The 19,782-nt window shown below is 53.2% G+C and carries 12 protein-coding genes and 1 pseudogene; 10 read left to right on the top strand and 3 right to left on the bottom strand.

Annotation, left to right across the window (positions count from 1 at the left end):
* Together ACMHLI_RS17990 and ACMHLI_RS17995 are read left to right on the top strand one after the other, a co-directional pair.
* Window positions 1-388, top strand: a pseudogene (locus tag ACMHLI_RS17990) (hypothetical protein); the annotation flags it as partial.
* Window positions 382-996, top strand: a complete 615-nt coding sequence (locus tag ACMHLI_RS17995) for a hypothetical protein (RefSeq protein ID WP_413530640.1) — start codon at window positions 382-384, stop codon at window positions 994-996. The pseudogene ACMHLI_RS17990 and the gene ACMHLI_RS17995, both read left to right, overlap by 7 nt.
* A gap of 595 nt (window positions 997-1,591) precedes the next feature.
* Here the strand turns inward: ACMHLI_RS17995 and ACMHLI_RS18000 are convergent.
* Complete coding sequence (locus tag ACMHLI_RS18000; RefSeq protein ID WP_413530641.1) at window positions 1,592-2,512, bottom strand: DMT family transporter; 921 nt, start codon at window positions 2,510-2,512, stop codon at window positions 1,592-1,594.
* A 301-nt stretch (window positions 2,513-2,813) separates the two neighbouring features.
* Here ACMHLI_RS18000 and ACMHLI_RS18005 point away from each other — a divergent pair, with 301 nt between their 5' ends.
* The 8 genes from ACMHLI_RS18005 (at window position 2,814) to ACMHLI_RS18040 (ending at window position 16,379) form a co-directional block, all read left to right on the top strand.
* Window positions 2,814-4,259 carry an MFS transporter gene (locus ACMHLI_RS18005; protein WP_413530642.1) on the top strand — a complete coding sequence of 482 codons (1,446 nt, stop codon included), beginning with the start codon at window positions 2,814-2,816 and terminating at the stop codon, window positions 4,257-4,259.
* A gap of 261 nt (window positions 4,260-4,520) precedes the next feature.
* Complete coding sequence (locus ACMHLI_RS18010) at window positions 4,521-4,928, top strand: hypothetical protein (protein WP_413530643.1); 408 nt, start codon at window positions 4,521-4,523, stop codon at window positions 4,926-4,928.
* Window positions 4,929-5,133: 205 nt separating this feature from the next.
* Entirely contained in the window at window positions 5,134-6,495 is a 1,362-nt protein-coding gene (locus ACMHLI_RS18015) for an SrfA family protein (RefSeq protein WP_413530644.1), read from the top strand.
* Window positions 6,496-6,498: 3 nt separating this feature from the next.
* Window positions 6,499-9,471: a virulence factor SrfB gene (locus ACMHLI_RS18020; protein WP_413530645.1), complete on the top strand. Its 2,973-nt coding sequence runs from the start codon at window positions 6,499-6,501 to the stop codon at window positions 9,469-9,471.
* Entirely contained in the window at window positions 9,468-11,837 is a 2,370-nt protein-coding gene (locus tag ACMHLI_RS18025) for a virulence factor SrfC family protein (protein ID WP_413530646.1), read from the top strand. The genes ACMHLI_RS18020 and ACMHLI_RS18025 overlap by 4 nt, the downstream gene beginning before the upstream one ends.
* A 252-nt stretch (window positions 11,838-12,089) precedes the next feature.
* Window positions 12,090-13,775, top strand: a complete 1,686-nt coding sequence (locus ACMHLI_RS18030) for an Hsp70 family protein (RefSeq protein WP_413530647.1) — start codon at window positions 12,090-12,092, stop codon at window positions 13,773-13,775.
* 4 nt (window positions 13,776-13,779) lie between these two features.
* Window positions 13,780-15,063, top strand: coding sequence for a J domain-containing protein (locus tag ACMHLI_RS18035; protein WP_413530648.1), 1,284 nt, complete (start codon window positions 13,780-13,782; stop codon window positions 15,061-15,063).
* The gene (locus ACMHLI_RS18040; RefSeq protein WP_413530649.1) at window positions 15,060-16,379 is read left to right on the top strand and encodes a J domain-containing protein; all 1,320 of its coding nucleotides are present in this window, start codon (window positions 15,060-15,062) and stop codon (window positions 16,377-16,379) included. The genes ACMHLI_RS18035 and ACMHLI_RS18040 overlap by 4 nt, the downstream gene beginning before the upstream one ends.
* Before the next feature lie 41 nt (window positions 16,380-16,420).
* Here the strand turns inward: ACMHLI_RS18040 and amyA are convergent, their stop codons facing one another.
* Entirely contained in the window at window positions 16,421-17,902 is a 1,482-nt protein-coding gene (amyA, locus tag ACMHLI_RS18045; protein ID WP_413530650.1) for an alpha-amylase, read from the bottom strand.
* A 121-nt stretch (window positions 17,903-18,023) separates the two neighbouring features.
* Window positions 18,024-19,529 (bottom strand): glycine betaine/L-proline transporter ProP, encoded by a 1,506-nt coding sequence (gene proP / locus ACMHLI_RS18050; RefSeq protein WP_413530821.1) that lies wholly within the window; start codon window positions 19,527-19,529, stop codon window positions 18,024-18,026.
* Between the last annotated feature and the right edge of the window lie 253 nt (window positions 19,530-19,782).

The following is a 19,782-nucleotide window of genomic DNA, read 5'->3' on the forward strand; positions in this document are numbered from 1 at the left end:
GGGATTAAATTTATATGCCTATGTTCCAAACCCGCTGACGTGGATAGATCCGCTGGGGTTGAGTTGTAAAACAATAAAAACCAATAGTCGAAATGATGCGTTAAACCGTGCTCAACAACATGCACAAGTTCCAAGAATTTCTCGTGGCGGGCAAGATTTTAGTTTGAATGATTTAAATCCAACCAGCCGTGGAAATGGTTGGGGAAAAATGAAAGCTGATGGTGCTCAGAAATTAGGTCGCCATAATCCTAATGGGAAAAATTCCTGGTTTGAACATCCAGATGGGCATCCAGCAGATGCTGGGAAACTAAATATACCAGACCATCATTCAAATGGGCATGTTCATGCGATTAACACTAAAGGGGAAGAGGTTATATTTACATGGTAGCGAATGAAAGGTTAATAAAATTCCCAGTACCTGACTGGAATAGGGTCATTAGTTCAGACCTTGATTCAATAGCGTATTGTTTATGCTATCAATATGATTTTGGCCCAAATAACTTTGGGCCTTATGGGTTTAATACTGATAAATCATCTAAGATTATTCATGATCTCTTCCCTAATTTGTTTTTTTATAGAAAGAATGCCGAAAGTGATACAACTCGGTTAATTAGCACGGGGACGATCAATAGCAAAGGTATTTATCTATATGGTGACACTGAGAAAATCAATTTGTTGCAGATAGAATTAGATAAGTATTATTTATCCAAAAAGAAAAATGAGATGAGGCTGAAAAAAAACCTCAACCCTGAGCCTCTACCTTCTGAACCTGTATTATTGGGCCTGGAAAAAAAAAGTGAATATCGAAGCGATAGTATAAGGGCGGTAATTAACTCAGGGTGTGGTTTGTTTATACATCATCATTATATTCCTGAAGCAGGTGATAGTATTATACTATTCGATTGTTACCTCGAATCTTCTATAAAGAACACTGTATTAAACTATGATGTCGATTTTTTAGAAGTGGACTCAATCGATACTTTAAAAGCATGGTGAAATGTAAAAGCCGGAAAAATATCTCGATTTTCTCGGCATACTTTATGCGTTTAGTGTATTAAACACTCATCCTCCGGAGCGCCGCTTGCGCGGCGATCTTCATCTCCCGGCAAGCCAGTTTAACATCCCGCAACTGGCTTCGCAGGGCTTCCCTCTCATGTTTTAGTCCTCCAATTCGTAGCAGTCCAGAGCCAGCATAATACAGCCATCGGTTATTTTAACGGTGATATGTGCGCCCGTCTCAACCCCCTCCTTACGCAGACAATTACCCATAGGATTAATATTATGCCCCGGTTGGGCACATAGCTAACAAGGTGGGAAACGATAGCCTGAATCCTGAGCAGAACGCTGAACAGGTAAATCTAGCATGCGTAATATCGCCTCACCGGCCATGACGATATCTCCGCCGAACCGCAGTTCTATCGTTACAATCCGGCCTCCAAACTGCTGGATAGCGCGAAACGATACATCCTTAAATACATCATCGAGTACAACAACATCGGATGACCTCTTACTCATCATGGTGGATTTTCACCCAACGAATAAAGGTCCTCCGCTTACAGGGGAACTTTTACCAGACCGAATCATTAAATATTTACTTATTCCCAGTCTGTATTCTCCGCTCCACCGCAACCTTCCTCCCCGGACTCAGTACCAGCCATACCGCCAGACAGATCAGCACCCCACCTGCAAAAAATCCTTCAGACAGCGTTTCGTTAAGCAGCAGATATCCCCACAAAATCCCGAACGGTGGGATTAGAAATGTGACGGTCATGGTACGCAGCGGGCCGATGTCGGCTATCAGCCGGAAATACAAAATGTACGCCCATGCAGTGCAGACGAAGCCCACTGCCAGTACGCAGAGCCAGATCAGCGGTTGTGCCCACATCACCGGGGCTTCAGTCGCCGAGGTATAGAGGAAAAACGGCAGCAGGAACAACGTGGCACCAAGCTGGCTGCCGGTCGCCACCAGTTTGGGATCCAGACCGCCGCGCTCGGTTATCCAGCGGCGGGTCAGGAATCCGGCAATCGCATAACATCCGGTCGCCACCAGACAGGCGATCACTCCCGCCAGTAAATGTGTCAGCGATTCGGCGCTGCCGGTGGTGGTCAACAGCGTAATCCCCAGCAGTCCGAGCAGAACGCCGAGCGCTTTTTTAAACGTCACCGCTTCATGGAAAAACAGACCGCCGATGAGCACGCCCATCAGCGGCGTAGTGGCGTTGAGGATCGCCGAGTATCCGGCGGGCAACCAGCGTGCTGCCAGACAATACATCAGAAACGGCAGACCGGAGTTGATCACACCGAGCAGCAGCGAACTGCCGAATTTCTGCTGATAATTACGCGGCGTTCTTAGCACGGTAAGGATCACCGCCAGCCCGATGAACCCGAAGAGCACCCGCAGAAACGCCGTATTAATCGCCCCGAAAGCTGGTGCGGCGATGCGCATAAATAAAAAGCTGCCGCCCCAGATCGCCGCCAGCAATAACAAACGGCCATAATCACCACTTTTCATTCAGTTCCCCTGTTTAACATTGGCTAAAGCCTTATTTTTGATGGCGTGATGGACAGCATTTCCGGTTCAAAATCCCGCTGTTCAGTGTAGTTAAACCTGCTAATTGAGAACCCTCTTTTTCTTGCTTTATCATTCAGGAAAGCCCAAAGGCTGAAAAGGAATGTTCAACGTCACAATAAGTAATATTTTGGCATACCGCTCTTTTTGCCCCTCCCCGGATCTATAACCCGGCCAAAGGTGTGTGATAGGTTTATTACTTATCATCTAACTTTTCATTTTGCCGTTTTTCAGGACACACACCATGAGCCAAAGTAAACCGGATGTCGCACAACATCCGTCGAAGGACAGTGCAGCCAGTTCAGGGATCTCCGTCATTGCTTTACTGGTCGCCGCGGCTTTCTTCATGGAATTTATCGATGGCACGGTGATCGCCACCGCGCTGCCGCAGATGGCGTTGTCGTTTGGCGTTTCAGCGGTAGATCTCAATGCCGGGATGAGCGCTTACATGCTGACCCTGGCGGTGCTGATCCCGGCCAGCGGCTGGGCAGCGGAGCGCTTCGGAGCGCGTAACGTGTTTACCTTCGCGCTGGGCGTATTTACGCTGGCCTCCCTGTTTTGTGCGATGGCGTCAAGCGTCAGCGAATTTATCATCTTACGCATTATTCAGGGGATCGGCGGCGCACTTATGGTGCCCGTCGGACGTCTGACCGTGCTGAAAACAACGCCCAAACCTCAGCTGATCAAAGCCATTGCCACACTCACCTGGCCCGCGCTGGTTGCCCCCATTCTGGGGCCGCCGCTGGGCGGATTTATCACCCACTACGCATCATGGCACTGGATTTTCTACATCAACGTTCCGCTGGGAATTATTGCGATGATCCTCGCGTGGCGGCTTTTTCCGCAGGCACGTCCGCCGGAGCCGAAGCATTTTGATAAGCGCGGATTTTTGCTGACCGGCGTCGCGATGCTGTCACTGGTCACAGGTCTCGAGTTATTGAGTCAGGATCACATTCTGTGGATGACGGCCACGCTGTTGCTGGCGTTGGGCGTAGTGGTCTGCGTGCTGGCGATAAGACATTTGTATCGCGCTTCTGCGCCGATGGTGCATCTGGGAGCGCTGGTCATTCCGACCTTCCGGGTCAGCATGGGCGGCGGTTCGTTGTTTCGCGTCACCATCAGCGCCGTGCCATTTTTGCTGCCGCTGATGTTGCAGGTCGGGTTTGGGATGGATCCGTTCCACGCCGGGCTTTTGGTGCTGGCGGTTTTCGCCGGGAATCTGGCAATGAAACCGGCGACCACGCCGTTGATCCGGCGTTATGGATTCCGGCCAGTGCTGGTGGTAAACGGATTGCTGAGCGTTTTCTCACTGCTGTTCTGCGCCTTCCTGACGCCCGGCACGCCGGACTGGCTGGTGATGCTGCTGCTGTTTCTCGGCGGCCTGAGCCGGTCGATGCAATTTACTGGCATCAGCACGCTGGCCTTCTCTGACGTTCCCGCAAAACAGATGGCTGATGCTAACACCCTGTTCAGCACGGTCTTGCAGCTGTCGGTCGGACTGGGTATTACAGTGGGCGCGTTGGGTACGCGGCTCGGTGAGCAACTGGTGAATCATATGCAATGGCAGGCCGTGCCGGGCATGAGTTTTAAAATCGCGTTCGTGGTGATCGCCCTGCTGACGCTGATCGGCTGGCTGGATATGCTGCGATTAAAACCGGATGCGGGGGCGGCAGTGTCTGGTAAAGCATAAGGGAATTGTGAAGTTAATATGAACAGAACTTGATTTATTGAGTAGGTTTATATGACCACCCGGAATCCATTCACTTAACAAATACCTCATTATTTCAATGAGTTGATCATTTATTTTTTGTGGGTTTGTTCTCGTTTTTTGATTTATCTTCTCTTAATAAATTTTCCTGGAATTATCATGGATTGATGTTGAGTAAATTTACTCAACATCATGAAATATTTTTAATTTGATTTAAAATAATTCTACAAGGAGAGAATAATTATGCCATACGGTGACGAACGTCAGGGATTGATGCGCAGAGTCCAGCTGGAACAAAAAATATTGCAAAGTAGCCGGTTCTCAATCTACGCTCAGGCAGTCTATTGTGTTAATAAAATGTTGCACCATGCTAACGTAGGGATTTCTGAACAGGCATATGAGAGCATTTCGCGAAACATCAATGCCGTAGCTGAAGGGAGGCTTTTTGAAACCTCGGCTTCACTTTCGGAAGCCAGAGTATTCTCACGTGATACCGTGAATGCGTTAAAAGTCGGTGATTATAAATCTGCAGCCATCACGGCCAGCGGCGTAGTGGTAAATACGCTGGGCGGGCCGTTGTTTTTCGGAAATTACGATCGTAATAAACTGACCGCCATTGAACGCCATCTCTACGATAGTTTTCATTTGTAATCTGACGCGCATGAGTTTCTGATTAAACTCAGGATGACGGTAAAAATTCCGTCATCCTCTATTCCCCATCCCACGCCACAAACAGCCACCCTTTTAACCGCTTATTCCGCCGTTTGATTTCCCTTAAATCACTCAGAATGCTCGCATCATGCACCTTTTCTATGTGCACTTTTTGCAGACCAAAACCAACAAGGGTTACTCAGGCGTGGCAAAATCATTTTTACGCAGTGGCAGTCTCAACGACATCCTTGCGCTGGGCGAAAACGGGCAACCGGTTTATGCATCAGCCCTGCAATTACGGGAAACCTTACGCCTGCGTAAACAACCGTCGATTGCCGATTGTCTGGCTATTCCTCAACTGAATGAATCGGGCGATCGTCTCGACTGGTACTCTCCCCGCGAAGGCAAAGTGATTTCCTGGGCAGCGGCGACGGATGCGGCGCGAGCGTCGGCATTGCGTCATCTGGAAAACTGCCTCGACGGCGTCGCGCAAATCAGCAGTGCAGCCAAAGCCTCTGAAAAATCGGCCCTGCAGTTTTTCGGCGCGTTACTCGAAAAAGCCTTCCGTTTCCCGGATCAAAATCACGTCTATCTGGTCGGCGGCCAGCCGGTACTGACGTTCTGGGGCTTTGTCAGCCTCGATAACAGCAGCAATACCGACGCGTTCGCCTGCCTGCGCGAGACTTTGAAAGCCGAAGAACCGCTTCCTGCGTTCGCGATGACCGCAGAAACCGCGCCGATGGAAACGCCAGTTACGCCGCCTGCCGGGCCGGTTAACGGGGTGAAAACCATCGAGGCCCGCGCCGCCGAAATGGATGTGCCCGCGCCGGAGCCCGTGGTCGTTCGCCGTAAAGTCTCGCCACTGCTGTGGGCGTTACCGGTGTGCGCGCTGGTGTTGGCCGGTGCTGCCGCAGGCTGGATGTATTCGCGTACGCCTGCGCCGCAACCTGTCGTCGTGAAGGCTGAACCGAAACCTGAGCCGGAAGTCATCGCACCTAAGGCGATTGCAGCCGAACCCGAAGCGAAAGCCTCTGAAAACCCGGCACCACAAGTGAAATCTCCTGAAACGGTTCCTCTGCCAGTTGCGCCTGCGGCCGTGGTGGTGCCTTCGCCAGAACCGGTCGCCGAGGCCGAGAAAAATCCGGTGGTTGCAGAACCGGCTCCCACACCGGCGCCTGTCAGTAAAAACGCGCTGGTGATGCCGCCGGACGCTGTGAAAATCGGCTCGACGAAATTCCTCAACGGTAACTGGAATGTGATCGTGGATATCAAAGATCCGGTGACCGGCAAGCCCCCGGTGTTGCGTTATCAAATTAAAGAAGGTCAGGGTACGGTGAAAATCAGCTATGGCGCAGGGATCACCTGTCGCGCGGCAATCAACGCCGGGCTGATGCAGTCTGGCAATCTGGTGATCAACAGCCGATACCGCGCGAAATGCAGCGACGGTTCCCGCTATCAGATGCCGGAAATCAGCTGTACCCAGGGCGCGACCGGCGCTGCCGTGTGTCAGGGCCGTTACAACGGTGACACCGTGTATCCCATGACGATAAAGCGCGAAGGTAAATAACCCATGCTGGCAACCATTACTGATTTTAAACAAAAAATTACCCTGATTCAGGACAGCGGGATCCAGTTCCTCGACTTCGCGTTAAAACCGGTCTGGGACGATGCACTGCCCGCTAAGTTCGTGCGCAAAAGCGCCAACGGCCCGCTGCTGCGTCTGGATTACAACGCGCAAAGCGGTCGCCATTTCCTGCCGGGTCTCGACGGCGCTGCGCCTGAAGTGGTTCGCCCGGAGTTCAGTTTTTCGCTTGAGCAATCCCTAGCGTTGCTTGATCAGATCTGGCTTCCGCTGCCGTTTCTGCGCTTCAACCCACCGCGCACCTTCATGGCCGGGCCGGACAACTGGGCACGGGTGCAAATCCGTGCGCTGGATGTGCCCGAAGCCGATGGAAGCACGCACCGCGTGGTGATCGCGTTTGATACCCGCGTGGTGGCAGGCGATGACGAGCAGACGCAGCTGGCACCGACGCCGGATGACGTCAAAAACGGCATCAACTTTGCGCTGGCGTGGCATAACGAAGAGCTGCCCGATTTTCTCGATCAGACCTGGGTAGACGGCTGGTTGCGTGAAGTCTTCACCGAGCAGGCGGCGATCCGCGAACTGCGCGAAGTCCGCAACATCAAAGTGGCGCTGCGCGAATTTGAATATCAGGCGCATTACCTGAACGTGCTGGGGATGCTCGGCAGTCAGCTGGGCATTCCTGAGCTGAAGATCAACGGCGCGACCTTGCAGGAGCCGTCGATCAACGTCGATCTGATTCTGGACGTCGGCAATTCGCACACCTGCGGCATTCTGGTGGAAGACCACGTCGGCGAAACCGACGGCCTGAAACAAACCAGCGAGCTGCAACTGCGCGATCTCTCCCAGTCGCATTTTCTTTATAACGAACTGTTCGAAAGCCGCGTGGAGTTCTCGCAGGCACGCTTCGGCAAACCAAACTTCTCCGTGGAAAGCGGCCGTGATGATGCCTTTATCTGGCCGTCGATTCTGCGTGCCGGGCGCGAAGCCAGCCGTCTGGCGCAGTTGCGCGAAGGCACGGAAGGATCCACCGGCCTCTCCAGCCCGCGCCGCTACTTGTGGGATGAGGACAGCTACACGCCGGGCTGGCGTTTCAGTCAGGGCGGTCACGGCGCGGTGCAGGAACCGGTCGCCGCCGCGATGCCGCTGACGTTTCTGATTAATGATGAAGGCCAGCCGCTGTCAGATCTCGCGCCGGAAGATCGTCTGCCGGTGTTTTCCGCGCACTACAGCCGCAGTTCAGTGATGACGCTGATGCTGTCCGAACTGCTGGCCCAGGCGCTGATGCAAATCAACAGCCCCGCCCAGCGCGCCAAAATGCTGCGCTCTTCCGCGCCGCGCCAGCTGCGTAACATCATTCTGACCTTGCCTTCGGCGATGCCGAAACCGGAGCGTGAGATTTTCCGCCGCCGGATGCAGGAAGCGATTGGTCTGGTGTGGAAATCCATGGGCTGGCATCCGTCGGACGACGGTTTTAAAACGCAGGCCGACAAAGCTAAAAGCCGTATGCCGGTGCCGGATGTGCAGATGGAGTGGGACGAAGCCACCTGCGGGCAGATGGTGTACCTGTACAACGAAACGCAGGTGAATTTTGGCGGTCATACCGGCGAATTTTTTGCCAGCATGGCGCGCCCGGATCGCCAGCTGGCTGACGATGAACCTGTTGGCAAAACCCTGCGTATCGCTTCGATTGATATCGGCGGCGGCACGACCGATCTGGCTATCACGCAATACTGGCTCGACGACGGCATGGGCAATAACGTCAAAATTACTCCACGCCTCCTGTTCCGTGAAGGCTTTAAAGTGGCGGGTGACGATATTCTGCTCGATGTCATCCAGCTGTATATTTTGCCTGCCCTGCACGCCACGCTGAAAAAAGCCGGTCTGGCCAATCCTGACGGCCTGATGACCCGCCTGTTCGGCAGCGAAGGTCGGATGGACGGTCACGCGACGCTGCGCCAGCAAAGCACTTTGCAGATTTTCATTCCTCTGGCGCACGCGGTACTGGAAGTGTACGAACGTTTCGACCCGCTCGATACCCACGCAGAAATCGACGCCCCTTTCGGCGAGTTGCTTGAACAACGTCCGACACAAAAAGTCCTCGACTATCTGCACGGCGAGATCCAGCGCACGCTGCCCGCCGGTTCGCCGGTGTTCGACATTTTGCAGGCCCCGCTGGTGCTGAAACTCAGTAAGCTGCACAGCGAGTTTTTGTCCAACCGCATGAGCATCACGCAAAACCTGCGTTCGCTGTGCGAAGTGGTCTCGTTGCATGACTGCGACGTATTGCTGCTGACCGGTCGCCCTTCGCGCTTCCCCGGTATTCAGGCGCTGTTCCGCCACCTGCAACCGCTGCCGATCAACCGTATGCTGTCGCTGGATGGCTATCACACCAGCGGCTGGTATCCGTTCAATAAACTGGGGCGTATTGATAACCCGAAATCTACCGCCGCCGTCGGCGCGATGCTGTGTCTGCTGGCGCTGGATCTGCGGCTGCCGGGCTTCTACTTCAAAGCCGGTGATTTTCAACCGTATTCCACCGTGCGCTATCTCGGCATGCTCGATGGCAATCAGGCGCTGACCGATGACAACGTCTGTTACAGCGATATCGATCTGGACGCGCATGATTACAAACTCGACGGCGCGGCCAGTTTCCGTATTCGCGGCGCGATTTGTCTGGGCTTCCGCCAGCTGGAAAACGAACGCTGGCCGGCGTCGCCGCTGTACACCCTGTCCATTGCCGAGCCGGAACTGGCGCGTAAAGTGGCAGGCGACAGCGTGCTGCGCGTGAAACTGGCGGTAAAAAAGGGGGAAGATCACCCGACGCCGGAGTATTTCGACATCGCCAGCGCAGTGCTGGATAACGGCACCAAAGTGCCGTCTCATCACCTGCGACTTCGGCTGAACACACTGGGCGAGAGCCATTACTGGATCGACAGTGGGAGCGTATTCGTCTCATGACTTTAACCAACACGACCTCAGAAAATCTGAATGCCGGCCTGCTGGAACAGCAATTTACACAGATTGATGACACCATCGGTGATGCGCTGGAATGGGTGGAACTGACCCGCGTTCAGGCACCGCGTCTGGATCTGGAAGCCGATCGCCTGAATCTGCAACTTCAACGCTGCCGCGATAAAGCGCGCCGCCTGACGCAGGCGGCAAAACTCACGCAAACTCTGGGCTTTTACGGCCATTCACAGGCAGGCAAATCCTACCTGATTTGTGCGCTGGCGGCCGGTAACTATGGCCGTCTTGAAACCCGGCTCGGCGGCGTGACGCTCGATTACCTGACACAGATTAATACTGGCAACCGCGCCGCGCGTCTTGCGACCCGCTTCACCCGTCAGACCGAGCTGAAAGACCGCGCCTATCCGGTTCGCGTGTTGCTGCTCAATGAAGCCGATTTGGCGCGCATTATGGTTCGTGCCTTCCAGCCGGATGCGTTGTATCACGTGCCGGATACCCGGCAGATCACCGAGCATCTGAATACACTGGCGATGCATCGTCAGCCTTTACCGGTGCCGGGATTCAGTAGTGAGGAGATGATGGGATTGTGGGATTCCATGATTCGCCTCGACGCCCGCCGTTTCCGTCATCTGAATGCGCATTACTGGCCGGTCGCCGTGAAGCTCGCACCCTATCTGAACATCGACGACCGTGCGCGTCTGTTCTCTCTTTTGTGGGGCAATGTGCCTGCGCTGACCACGGCATATCGTCATTACGCCCACACGCTGCAACATCTGGGTGGCGCACAAAGTCTTCTCGCGCCGCTGGGCGTTCTGGTTGATGATGCTATGCAACCGGCTGACGGAATTTTCAGCCAGTCACCGGCCTATGATATTGAAATTTCGGTATGTCCTGAATTTAACGATCAAAGCGCTGCGCCAGTGACGTTGTCACTTGAAGAACTGACGATGCTGGCCGCTGAAGTGCAAATTCCCCTGCTTTCTCCCCCGCGTGAAGCATTGTTTGAAGAGATCGACTTATTGGATTTACCTGGCTACGGCGCGGCAGATGAAGAAATTGACGGCGAAGACGACATCACTCCGTTGTTCCGCGCCAAGATCGCCTATTTACCGGAGCGTTATACCGATCGCCATGAGATGAACATGCTGATGGTGTGCACCGCCGCCGATAAACGTGAGGACGTGGTGGCCGTGGGCCGCACGCTGGAGCACTGGGTCAAAGAGATGCACGGCGAAAACCCGCAGGTGCGCAGCCGCCGCAAACCGGGTCTGGTGTGGGTGCTGACGCCGTTTGACCGCCGTATGACCGAGTCAGTGCATTACGACGAGGCCGTGCAGCGCCACGTGGGTAATCCGGGCGATGCCTGGGGGGCGCTGCTGGCCATGGACGATCGCGGTTTACAACGCATGGCCGATTATCTGGTAGCGGAAATCCGTCCGGAAATTCGCCTTAACCGTCTGGCGGAACAGCGTGACGAACTACGTCGTGAACTGGGCGATAATCTGCTGGGCAGCTGGTATCAGGAAGGTGAAACTGCCGATCCGGCGCAGAAACAGCGTACCGTGCAGACGGTGATCAAAGCGCTGCAAACCCGCACCGGCGTTCACGGTGAGCTGCTGGAAAAACTGCTCCCGAGCCGCGACGAGCTGCACCGCATCTATCACGAACTGTCGGCACAGCCCGATGACACCCGCGTGCAGGATGACGCTGGCATCGAAAGTTTTGGCATCGGCATCAATATCGACCTGTTCGCCGAACAGCAGGACACGCAGGTCTGGCAGGAACAAACCGACGACGGCACAGCGTTTGCGCGTCAGGTACAACGATACTGGATCAACCATTTACGCAGCCTGCCGGAAAACGAACCGCTGATTGCACTGCTCGGCGTCGCCAAGCCTACCGTTGAATTACTGATGGAGGAGCTGATTACCGCCAGCTTCCGTCTGGAAATGGGCGAATCGCTGACCCGCTCGCTCGGCGGCGCACTTCCTGTGGGAACGCGTGAGCATGAACATCACGCTGACCGTCAGGTCTCGCGCGCGCTGACCGTGCTGGGTGATTTCGTGGCGTGGCTGGGCTTTGAGAAACAGAATGAGGCAGACAGACCGGATAGCCGCATTAATAAGGGGAATAAGATTTTTGCCAAACCGCAGAAAAGCGTCGCCAGCTGGAAATCCACCCAGCGACTGACCAAACTCTCCGCCACACCGACCAATTCCACGGCGTTTTACATCTACGACTGGCTGGTCGGCTTGCAGGAAAGCATCATGCGCAACGCCGGTTACGCCGCAGGCGGCGAAATCCCCGGCGCGCAGCGTGAACGGCTGGTGCAGATGCTGCGAGAGCTGAAAGCTTAAGACCTTAGTTCTACAAAGAAGAAGCCGGAGTTGAAAACTTCGGCTTTTTTTGCTCCCTCTTCCCGCACCGCGACTTAAGATATCTCCCTGGCGTTTCCCCTGTAATTGTTGAATGGATACAGACATCCGCAAACCCAAAATGCCGGACAATAAGATCGCCTAAACGGCTACAAAAAATCCTAAATATTCTGTAACTTTGGCCGATAGATTTCTCTTTCGGCCTTTTTTCAGTTTATTTGGGGAGTGATACGGATGTTGATAGGGATCGATTTAGGCACTTCAAACAGTGCGGTGTCCATCTGGCAGGACGGTCAGGCCGTGCTGATACCCAATGCCTACGGGCATAATCTGACGCCTTCGGTTGTCGGCCTCGATGATGACGGACACATGCTGACCGGTGCACCCGCCCACGCCCGCCTGTTCACACATCCCGATTTAACCCTTTCCAGTTTCAAACGTTTCATGGGCACCGACCATCAGTTCAGGCTCGGCAACCAGTATTTTCGCGCCGAAGAACTCTCCGCGCTTTTATTACGCAGCCTGAAGGCCGATGCCGAACAACATTGCGGCTGCAACGTTGAGCGCGCCATTATCACTGTTCCGGCCTATTTCAATGACATCCAGCGTAAAGCGGTCAAAACCGCCGGAGAAATGGCTGGCCTGCACGTTGAGCGGCTGCTGAACGAACCGACAGCCGCGTCGCTGGCGTACGGACTGGCGAATCAGCAGGAGCAAAAGTTTCTGGTGTTCGATCTGGGCGGCGGCACTTTTGATGTCTCTATTATCGATATGTTTGAAGGCGTGTTTGAAGTGCGCGCCAGCAGCGGCGACGTGTTCCTCGGCGGCGATGATTTCACCCGCAGCCTGGTCAGCTGGATGCTGGTACAGCATCCGCAACTCGATAAAGAGGATAGCGGGTTGCAGGGACGGCTGACGACGCTGGCGGAAAGAGCCAAACGCCAGCTGACGGCGCAGGATAGCGTCGACGTCAGCTATCAGCACGAGGGCGCGGCACTGAACTGGACAATCACCGCCGATATTCTGGCGCAGTGCTGCGAAAGCGCGCTGGAGCGGATGAAAAAACCGGTCATTCAGGCGTTGCGCGATGCCAAATTCTCTCCGGATCAGGTCGATCATATCGTACTGGTGGGCGGTGCAACGCGGATGCCATTGGTGCGTCAGGCCGTCGCGCGATTATTTGGCCGATTCCCTCGTTGTGACCTTCAACCCGATGAAGCTGTGGCAATAGGGGCAGGCATTCAGGCGGGGCTGGCAATGCAGGATCAGGCGCTCGATGATATCGTTCTGACCGATGTGATGCCATTTACGCTGGGGATCGAAATCGCACGCCGTAAAGGCGAAGGCTATGAAAGCGGGCATTTCCTGCCGCTGATCGAGCGCAACAGCTTTGTGCCGGTCAGCCGTGTGGAATCCATTGTCACAATCACCCCTCAGCAAAAAGTCATTGAGCTCGCTATTTATCAGGGGGAAGCCCGCCGGGTGACCGACAACATTCTGCTCGGTTCATTATCCGTGGATGTGCCGCCACGCCCTGCGGGAGAAATCACCGCAGATGTGCGTTTCACCTATACGCTCGACGGCATTCTGGAAGTGGAATGCAAAGTCGACAATACCGGTGAGATGCAAAAACTGGTGATCGAAAAATCCCCCGGTTCGCTGACGCCGGAGCAAATCTCCGCCAGCCTGCTGCGGCTGGAAAATATCAAACAGCATCCGCGCGAGCAACTGGTCAACCGCCACTTAGTCGCCGAAACGAATGCGTTTTATGAACAAAGTCTCGGCGACCAGCGTCGGTATATCGCCGATCATTTGTACCGCTTCGAAAGCGTGCTCGATACGCAGGATGCAAGACTGATTGCCGAAGCGCGCAAGGAGATTGAAGGCTTGCTTGAGTATCTGCGCAAGGAATGGGAGTAACGGCATGAGTATCTGGTCCGTTTTAGGCATCGACCCTACTGACGATCTTAGCGATATCAAACGCGCTTATGCCCGCAAATTGAAAACCACACGGCCTGATCGGGATCCTCAGGGATATCAGCGACTGAGAGAAGCGTTTGAAGAGGCGAAAAAATCGCTTTTTAAAGCTGATTTTTGTAGCAGTGCTGCTGATTTTGAAAACCCGCAATACGTCGACTGCTTTCAAACTACCAAATCTGAAAACACCTCCAGCTTATCGAAACAGGATATCGTCAGGCAGGTCGATGAAATCGTTACCTTGTTACTCACTGATGCGGTAGCCGGTTTTCAACGCCTTTATACTTGTGTATCTGGCGATCTGCAGGAAAATATCACGGCCCACGAGATGTTTAATCATTTACTCGCTGAGACGATGGGGAAAAGCGAAGGCATAACTTCTCATTTGCTGAAAAATGTTGCAGCTATGCTGGGCTGGGAAATCGATAACGTCCGTCCTGAGGGTATAACAAATGTTCAGTTACTGGCTATTTATGCCCAGATCGAGAAGACAGAAGCGGAACTATACTGGGATTCTCTTGCAACCCAGTCAGTGGTGACGAAACAAGAAAGCGAACGATTTAGGCTATTAAGTGTTGAGGGTGAAAAACTGTCATTTCGGGTAAGGCTCATTCCTGACTATGTCGGCAAGTTATATCAGGTTGTCGAGGAAATCAGTGCTCATCATCCCGTGTTGCTGCCGCGAATAAACTCGCAACTTATTCAGGATCTTTCCGGTCGCTGTTTTATGCTGGACTGGAGAAAGACATTTTTTATCGCGTTCTGGAGCATGGTGATCGCCATCGGGATGCGCCATGATGCGCATGTACTGCGTGACGCACCGATTATCGTCGCCATTCTGCTCATCTGCACAGTATGTAAAAGCCAAATAAAGCGAAGCTTCCCGCAAGCCCCCGCCCTCGTTCAAATATATGAAGCCCTTCTTTCACTGCTTATTTTAGCCACATTTGCTAAGATTTTCAGCGGACTGTATAACGAGTTGCATTTCATGAACGACGATCCGAGTCGCGGCCCCGTGCTATTTGCCATGCTCACTGCATTTTCACTATTTTGCATTTGGGCGATTTGTCCTCGCTACTGGCGTTGGTACAACCTCATCAGTAACAGCCTGATTGCCCTTGTCACATTTCCATGGAGGCAGGTAAAGAAACCTGGTTGGTTTTGGCGAATCGCCGTGTGCGGGATAATGCTCTATCTCTATTCTTGGTTAGTTACATGGGCGGTGGCATGAGTATCTGGTCCGTTTTAGGCATCGACCCTACTGACGATCTTAGCGATATCAAACGCGCTTATGCCCGCAAATTGAAAACCACACGGCCTGATCGGGATCCTCAGGGATATCAGCGACTGAGAGAAGCGTTTGAAGAGGCTAAACTGGCGGCGGAGATTTCTGCACAGAATGATTTTATCGAGGAATTTGAGGCTACCGAAGACGCCAGTTCTTCGCCGTGGAACATGCAGATTCACGTTGGGCCTCTTACGGAGAATACGCCGGTTATCGATACGTCGCTGGCGCAGGAAATACGCCTGACGGATACCGTAACGGACATTATTAATGGACTGATGGATGATGAAACCGAAGGCCTGAAACGCCTGCGGTCCACGCTTTCCGGCGAGGTATTGCAAAATCTGCGGCTGCTTGAAGTGTTCAGTCAGGCGCTGGCGGCTCAGCTGTGTGAGCGCGAAGGATTGTATTCGGCGCTGCTGATGAAAGTGTCCGAGGTGATGGGCTGGGATATTGACCACTATCAGCCTGAAGGGATTTCATCACAGCGTCTTGCTGCGCTTAATTATCAGATTGAGAAAACGGGCGCGAACTATTACTGGTCGCAGCTGGGAAAAAAGTATCAGGGTTCGGCACTGGACCGCCAGCGTTCACGGCTGCTGACCGTGGAAGGGGCGACCCTGCCGTGGTGGGCTAAGTGGATGCCGGATTTTCTTACGCCGCTCAATAAAGAGCTGAGCCACATCCGTATGCATTTCCCATCCCTTTTGCCACGTGTCAATTCTCAGCTGGTTAACAGCCTGGCTGAAACCCGGCTGGCGCTGACCTGGGGAACTGTGTTTCTGACCGGGTTCTGGCTTTTGTTGATCGTGCTGGGCACCCGCGACGATCCCAACAGATGGCGTGACCGCATAGCGCTGATTTTACTGGTCGGTATTTTTATACAGGGTTACACCTTGCTGGAACAGCGACTGCGCTATCGTCCGGGCATTATGGTGATGATTGAAAGCGGCTTTTCACTGCTGGCGATGGTAGTTCTGGTCAGAATACTGTTGGGCTTTTTCGAGACGTTCAAACCGGACGTTGGCAATCTTCAAATGGCGGTGACAAATTACGGCGTGCTGAGTCTGGTCGGTTTTTTTGTGCTGTGGATGATGGCGCCGAAAAAATGGAAGTGGTATGCAGTGCCGCTCAACGCGATGGTTATGCTGGTGACCTTCCCGTGGTACTTGATGGCTAGAGCAAGCGGTATGGCGGGCGTAGTGGCATTTGTACTGCTGCTTGGGATGTATTCACTGCTGATTGCTTTTGGTATCCGCTGACTAAACGGCAGGCTGATATTCTCGTCCGCCTGCCGTTGGTGTTACTCCGCTAAAATCCAAACACTCACACTGCCCGCTTCGCAGAAGAATTGCGCCGTGCCGTGCTCGTCGGTTTCGATGATGTCTTCACGATGTTCCAGCACATCCCGCCATTTCCTGTGTGCGAGATTTTCACCCAGTTCAATGGATTTCTCTCCCGCTTCGCTGTTGGACATCACTACCACGCAGCCCGGATGCTCTTCGGTTCCGCTGCGGCTGAACGCAATGCAGTTCGGATGATCAAAATAGTCCGTTTGCACGCCCCACGCATGGGTCTGTCGTGCCTTGATTAACGTCTCGAGCCCAGGAATGGCAGGCATATCGATGGTGTAATTATTGCCGTCATCGCCTTCATCTTCATAGGTGGCGCCCAATAAGTCGGGATAGAAAACGATTGGCACACCCTGTTCACGCAACAGTATCAGCGCATAGGCCAGCGGTTTGAACCACGGCTCGATGGGTGCTTCCAGCGACTGCAAAGGCTGCGTGTCATGGTTAGCGACCAGCGTCACGGCGTGCGCCGGATCGGCGGCCACCAGCGTGTTGTCGAAGATCTGCGTGAAGTCGAAATCCGCCCCCTGCTTTGACGCATGGTGGAAATTCAGCTGCAAGGGTGCGTCGAAGAGCATCGTTTTACCCTCGACCTGATCGATATAATTTTGCAGCGTCGGGACATCGTGCGACCAGTATTCGGCCACAATATACATGGGCTGCTCAGCTTGTGCCTGAATATGGTCGATCCAGTCTTTATAAAACCAGGCCGGAATGTGCTTGACCGCATCAAGACGAAAGCCGGTGCATTGCGTCTGATCGATTAACCAGCGCGCCCAATATTTCAGCTCCTCATTGACCGCGTTGTTACGGAAATCGACGTTGGCACCCATCAGGTAATCGTAATTACCGAACTCGTCATCAACCTGATCGTTCCAGCCACCGGCGGTATAATCGTTGACGATTTTGAAGATGCCGTTTTCGTCCGGATTTTCGATGTGATCAACGCCACTGAAGCAGTGGAAATCCCAGATAAATTTGGAGTACTGACCGTTGCGTACGGGGAATGTGAAACGCGTCCAGGCATCCGCTTCAATGACGTCATCGCTGATGTCTTCGCGGTTATCAATATTGACGCGGTTAACCTGCACGCGTTCTTTTTCGTCTGCACCCATTTTGTGATTAAGCACCACATCGAGGATAACGCCGAGCTGATGTTGTTTCAGCGCAGCAATGGCCGCCAGCAAGCCGTCTTTATCGCCATACTTGGTGGCGCGTGAACCCTTTTGATCGAACTCGCCAAGATCAAACAAATCATAGGTGTCATAACCGACCGAATATCCGCCGGAATCGCCCTTATATGCAGGCGGCAACCAGGCCGCAGTGATACCAATTTCTGCCAGCCACGCGGCTTTCTCCGCCACTTCCGGCCACAGCTTTCCGCCTTCCGGGTAATACCAGTGAAAAAACTGAAACAACGTAGGATTCTGCATTCATGCTTTCCATTCAGATGACCGGGAAATGAAGTATGGAGCAGGATTTGGAAAAATGCGGCGCAAGGCAAAAAAAAGCCGGTCAGTAAGGCTGACCGGCTTCATTTACTTCATCAAAAAATCATCCGTTGATTTCAGGATGCTGGTCGATCAGGTTCTTTCTTTTGGCCTGAAGTTCAGCAATCTGCGTATCAATATCTTCGATTTTCTGTTCGATATTGTCGTGATGCTCTTGCAGGATTTCCTTCGCTTCAGCACGGTCAGAAGCTGCCGGGGTAGCGCCTTTCAGCGGACGGTTGGCAGTTTCTTTCATGAAGACACCGGTGACCAGACCAATGACCGCGACCACCATCAGGTAGTAGGCAGGCATATACAAGTTCCCGGTCGATTCCACCAGCCACGCGGCGATGGTTGGCGTCAGGCCAGCAATCAGCACTGAAACGTTAAAGGCAATCGCCAGCGCGCTGTAACGGATATGGGTCGGGAACATCGCCGGTAAGGTCGAGGCCATCACGCCGATGAAGCAGTTGAGCAACACAGCGAGGATCAGAAGCCCAGCGAAAATAAGCCCGACCACGCCGCTGTTGATCAGAATGAAGCACGGGATCGCCAGAATAAACAGCCCCACGCTGCCGATCAGAATGAACGGCTTACGGCCAAAGCGGTCGCTCAGCAAGCCCATAAACGGCTGGACGAACAGCATACCGACCATGATGGCGATAATGATCAATACACCATGGTCTTCAGAGTAATGCAGGCTGTGCGACAGGTAGCTCGGCATATACGTCAGCAACATGTAGTAGGTGACGTTAGTCGCAATCACCATACCGACGCAGACGATCAGCGGTTTCCACTGTTTGGTCAGTATTTCGCGGAAAGAGACTCTCGGTGGCTCTGCAATGTCTTTACGGGAATCGCTGTCGATTTTATCGACGTGCTGCTGGAACGTCGGGGTCTCTTCCAGCGCATGACGCAGGTAGATACCGATCAGGCCCAGCGGTGCAGCGATGAAGAACGGAATACGCCAGCCCCACTCGAGGAAGTTCGCTTCACCGACGATGCTGGAAATCAGGACAACCACGCCCGCACCGAGGATAAAACCGGCGATGGAGCCGAAGTCCAGCCAGCTGCCGAGGAAGCCTCGTTTTCTGTCCGGAGAATATTCCGCAACGAAAATCGCGGCACCGGTGTATTCACCGCCAACCGAGAAGCCCTGCGCCAGTTTTGCCAGTAACAGCAAAATCGGTGCCCAGATGCCGATGGTGGCGTATCCGGGTATCAGTCCAATACAGAACGTACTGACTGACATGATAATAATGGTGACAGATAACACTTTCTGCCGGCCAAACTTATCACCCAGTGCACCAAAGAACAGACCGCCCAGAGGCCTGACGAGGAATGGCACGGAGAATGTTGCCAGTGCGGCAATCATCTGAATACCCGGATCTGCGCCAGGGAAAAACACCTGACCCAGCGCGAAGGCGACAAAACCGTACACCCCAAAGTCAAACCACTCCATCGCATTACCGAGCGCAGCAGCGGTGATCGCCTTCTTCAGCTTGGAATCGTCGATGATAGTAATGTCGTTAATTTGCATCGGTTTGACGCGTTTCTTTCTCAATCTGATCATGTACATCCCTTTTCTAAAATAACTCCACTGTGTAAAGCGTGAGGTATTTGTTCTGTACCCTTAATGTATTTCAGGCATCAATTGTTATTTACGAAACCATGACATTATAGAATGTTTTTTACAGAAGGGAAAAATGTGATCAACATTACATTTCTGGCAGCCTCTGCCTTCAGGGTGCCGCAGTAAGTGGTAATGTGTTTTCAATTTAATGAAATTACATTTCAATTAATAAATGAAAGCCAAAGAAAGG

Origin of the sequence: Rahnella inusitata (assembly GCF_965118895.1) — a bacterium.
Classification (GTDB): domain Bacteria; phylum Pseudomonadota; class Gammaproteobacteria; order Enterobacterales; family Enterobacteriaceae; genus Rahnella; species Rahnella inusitata_A.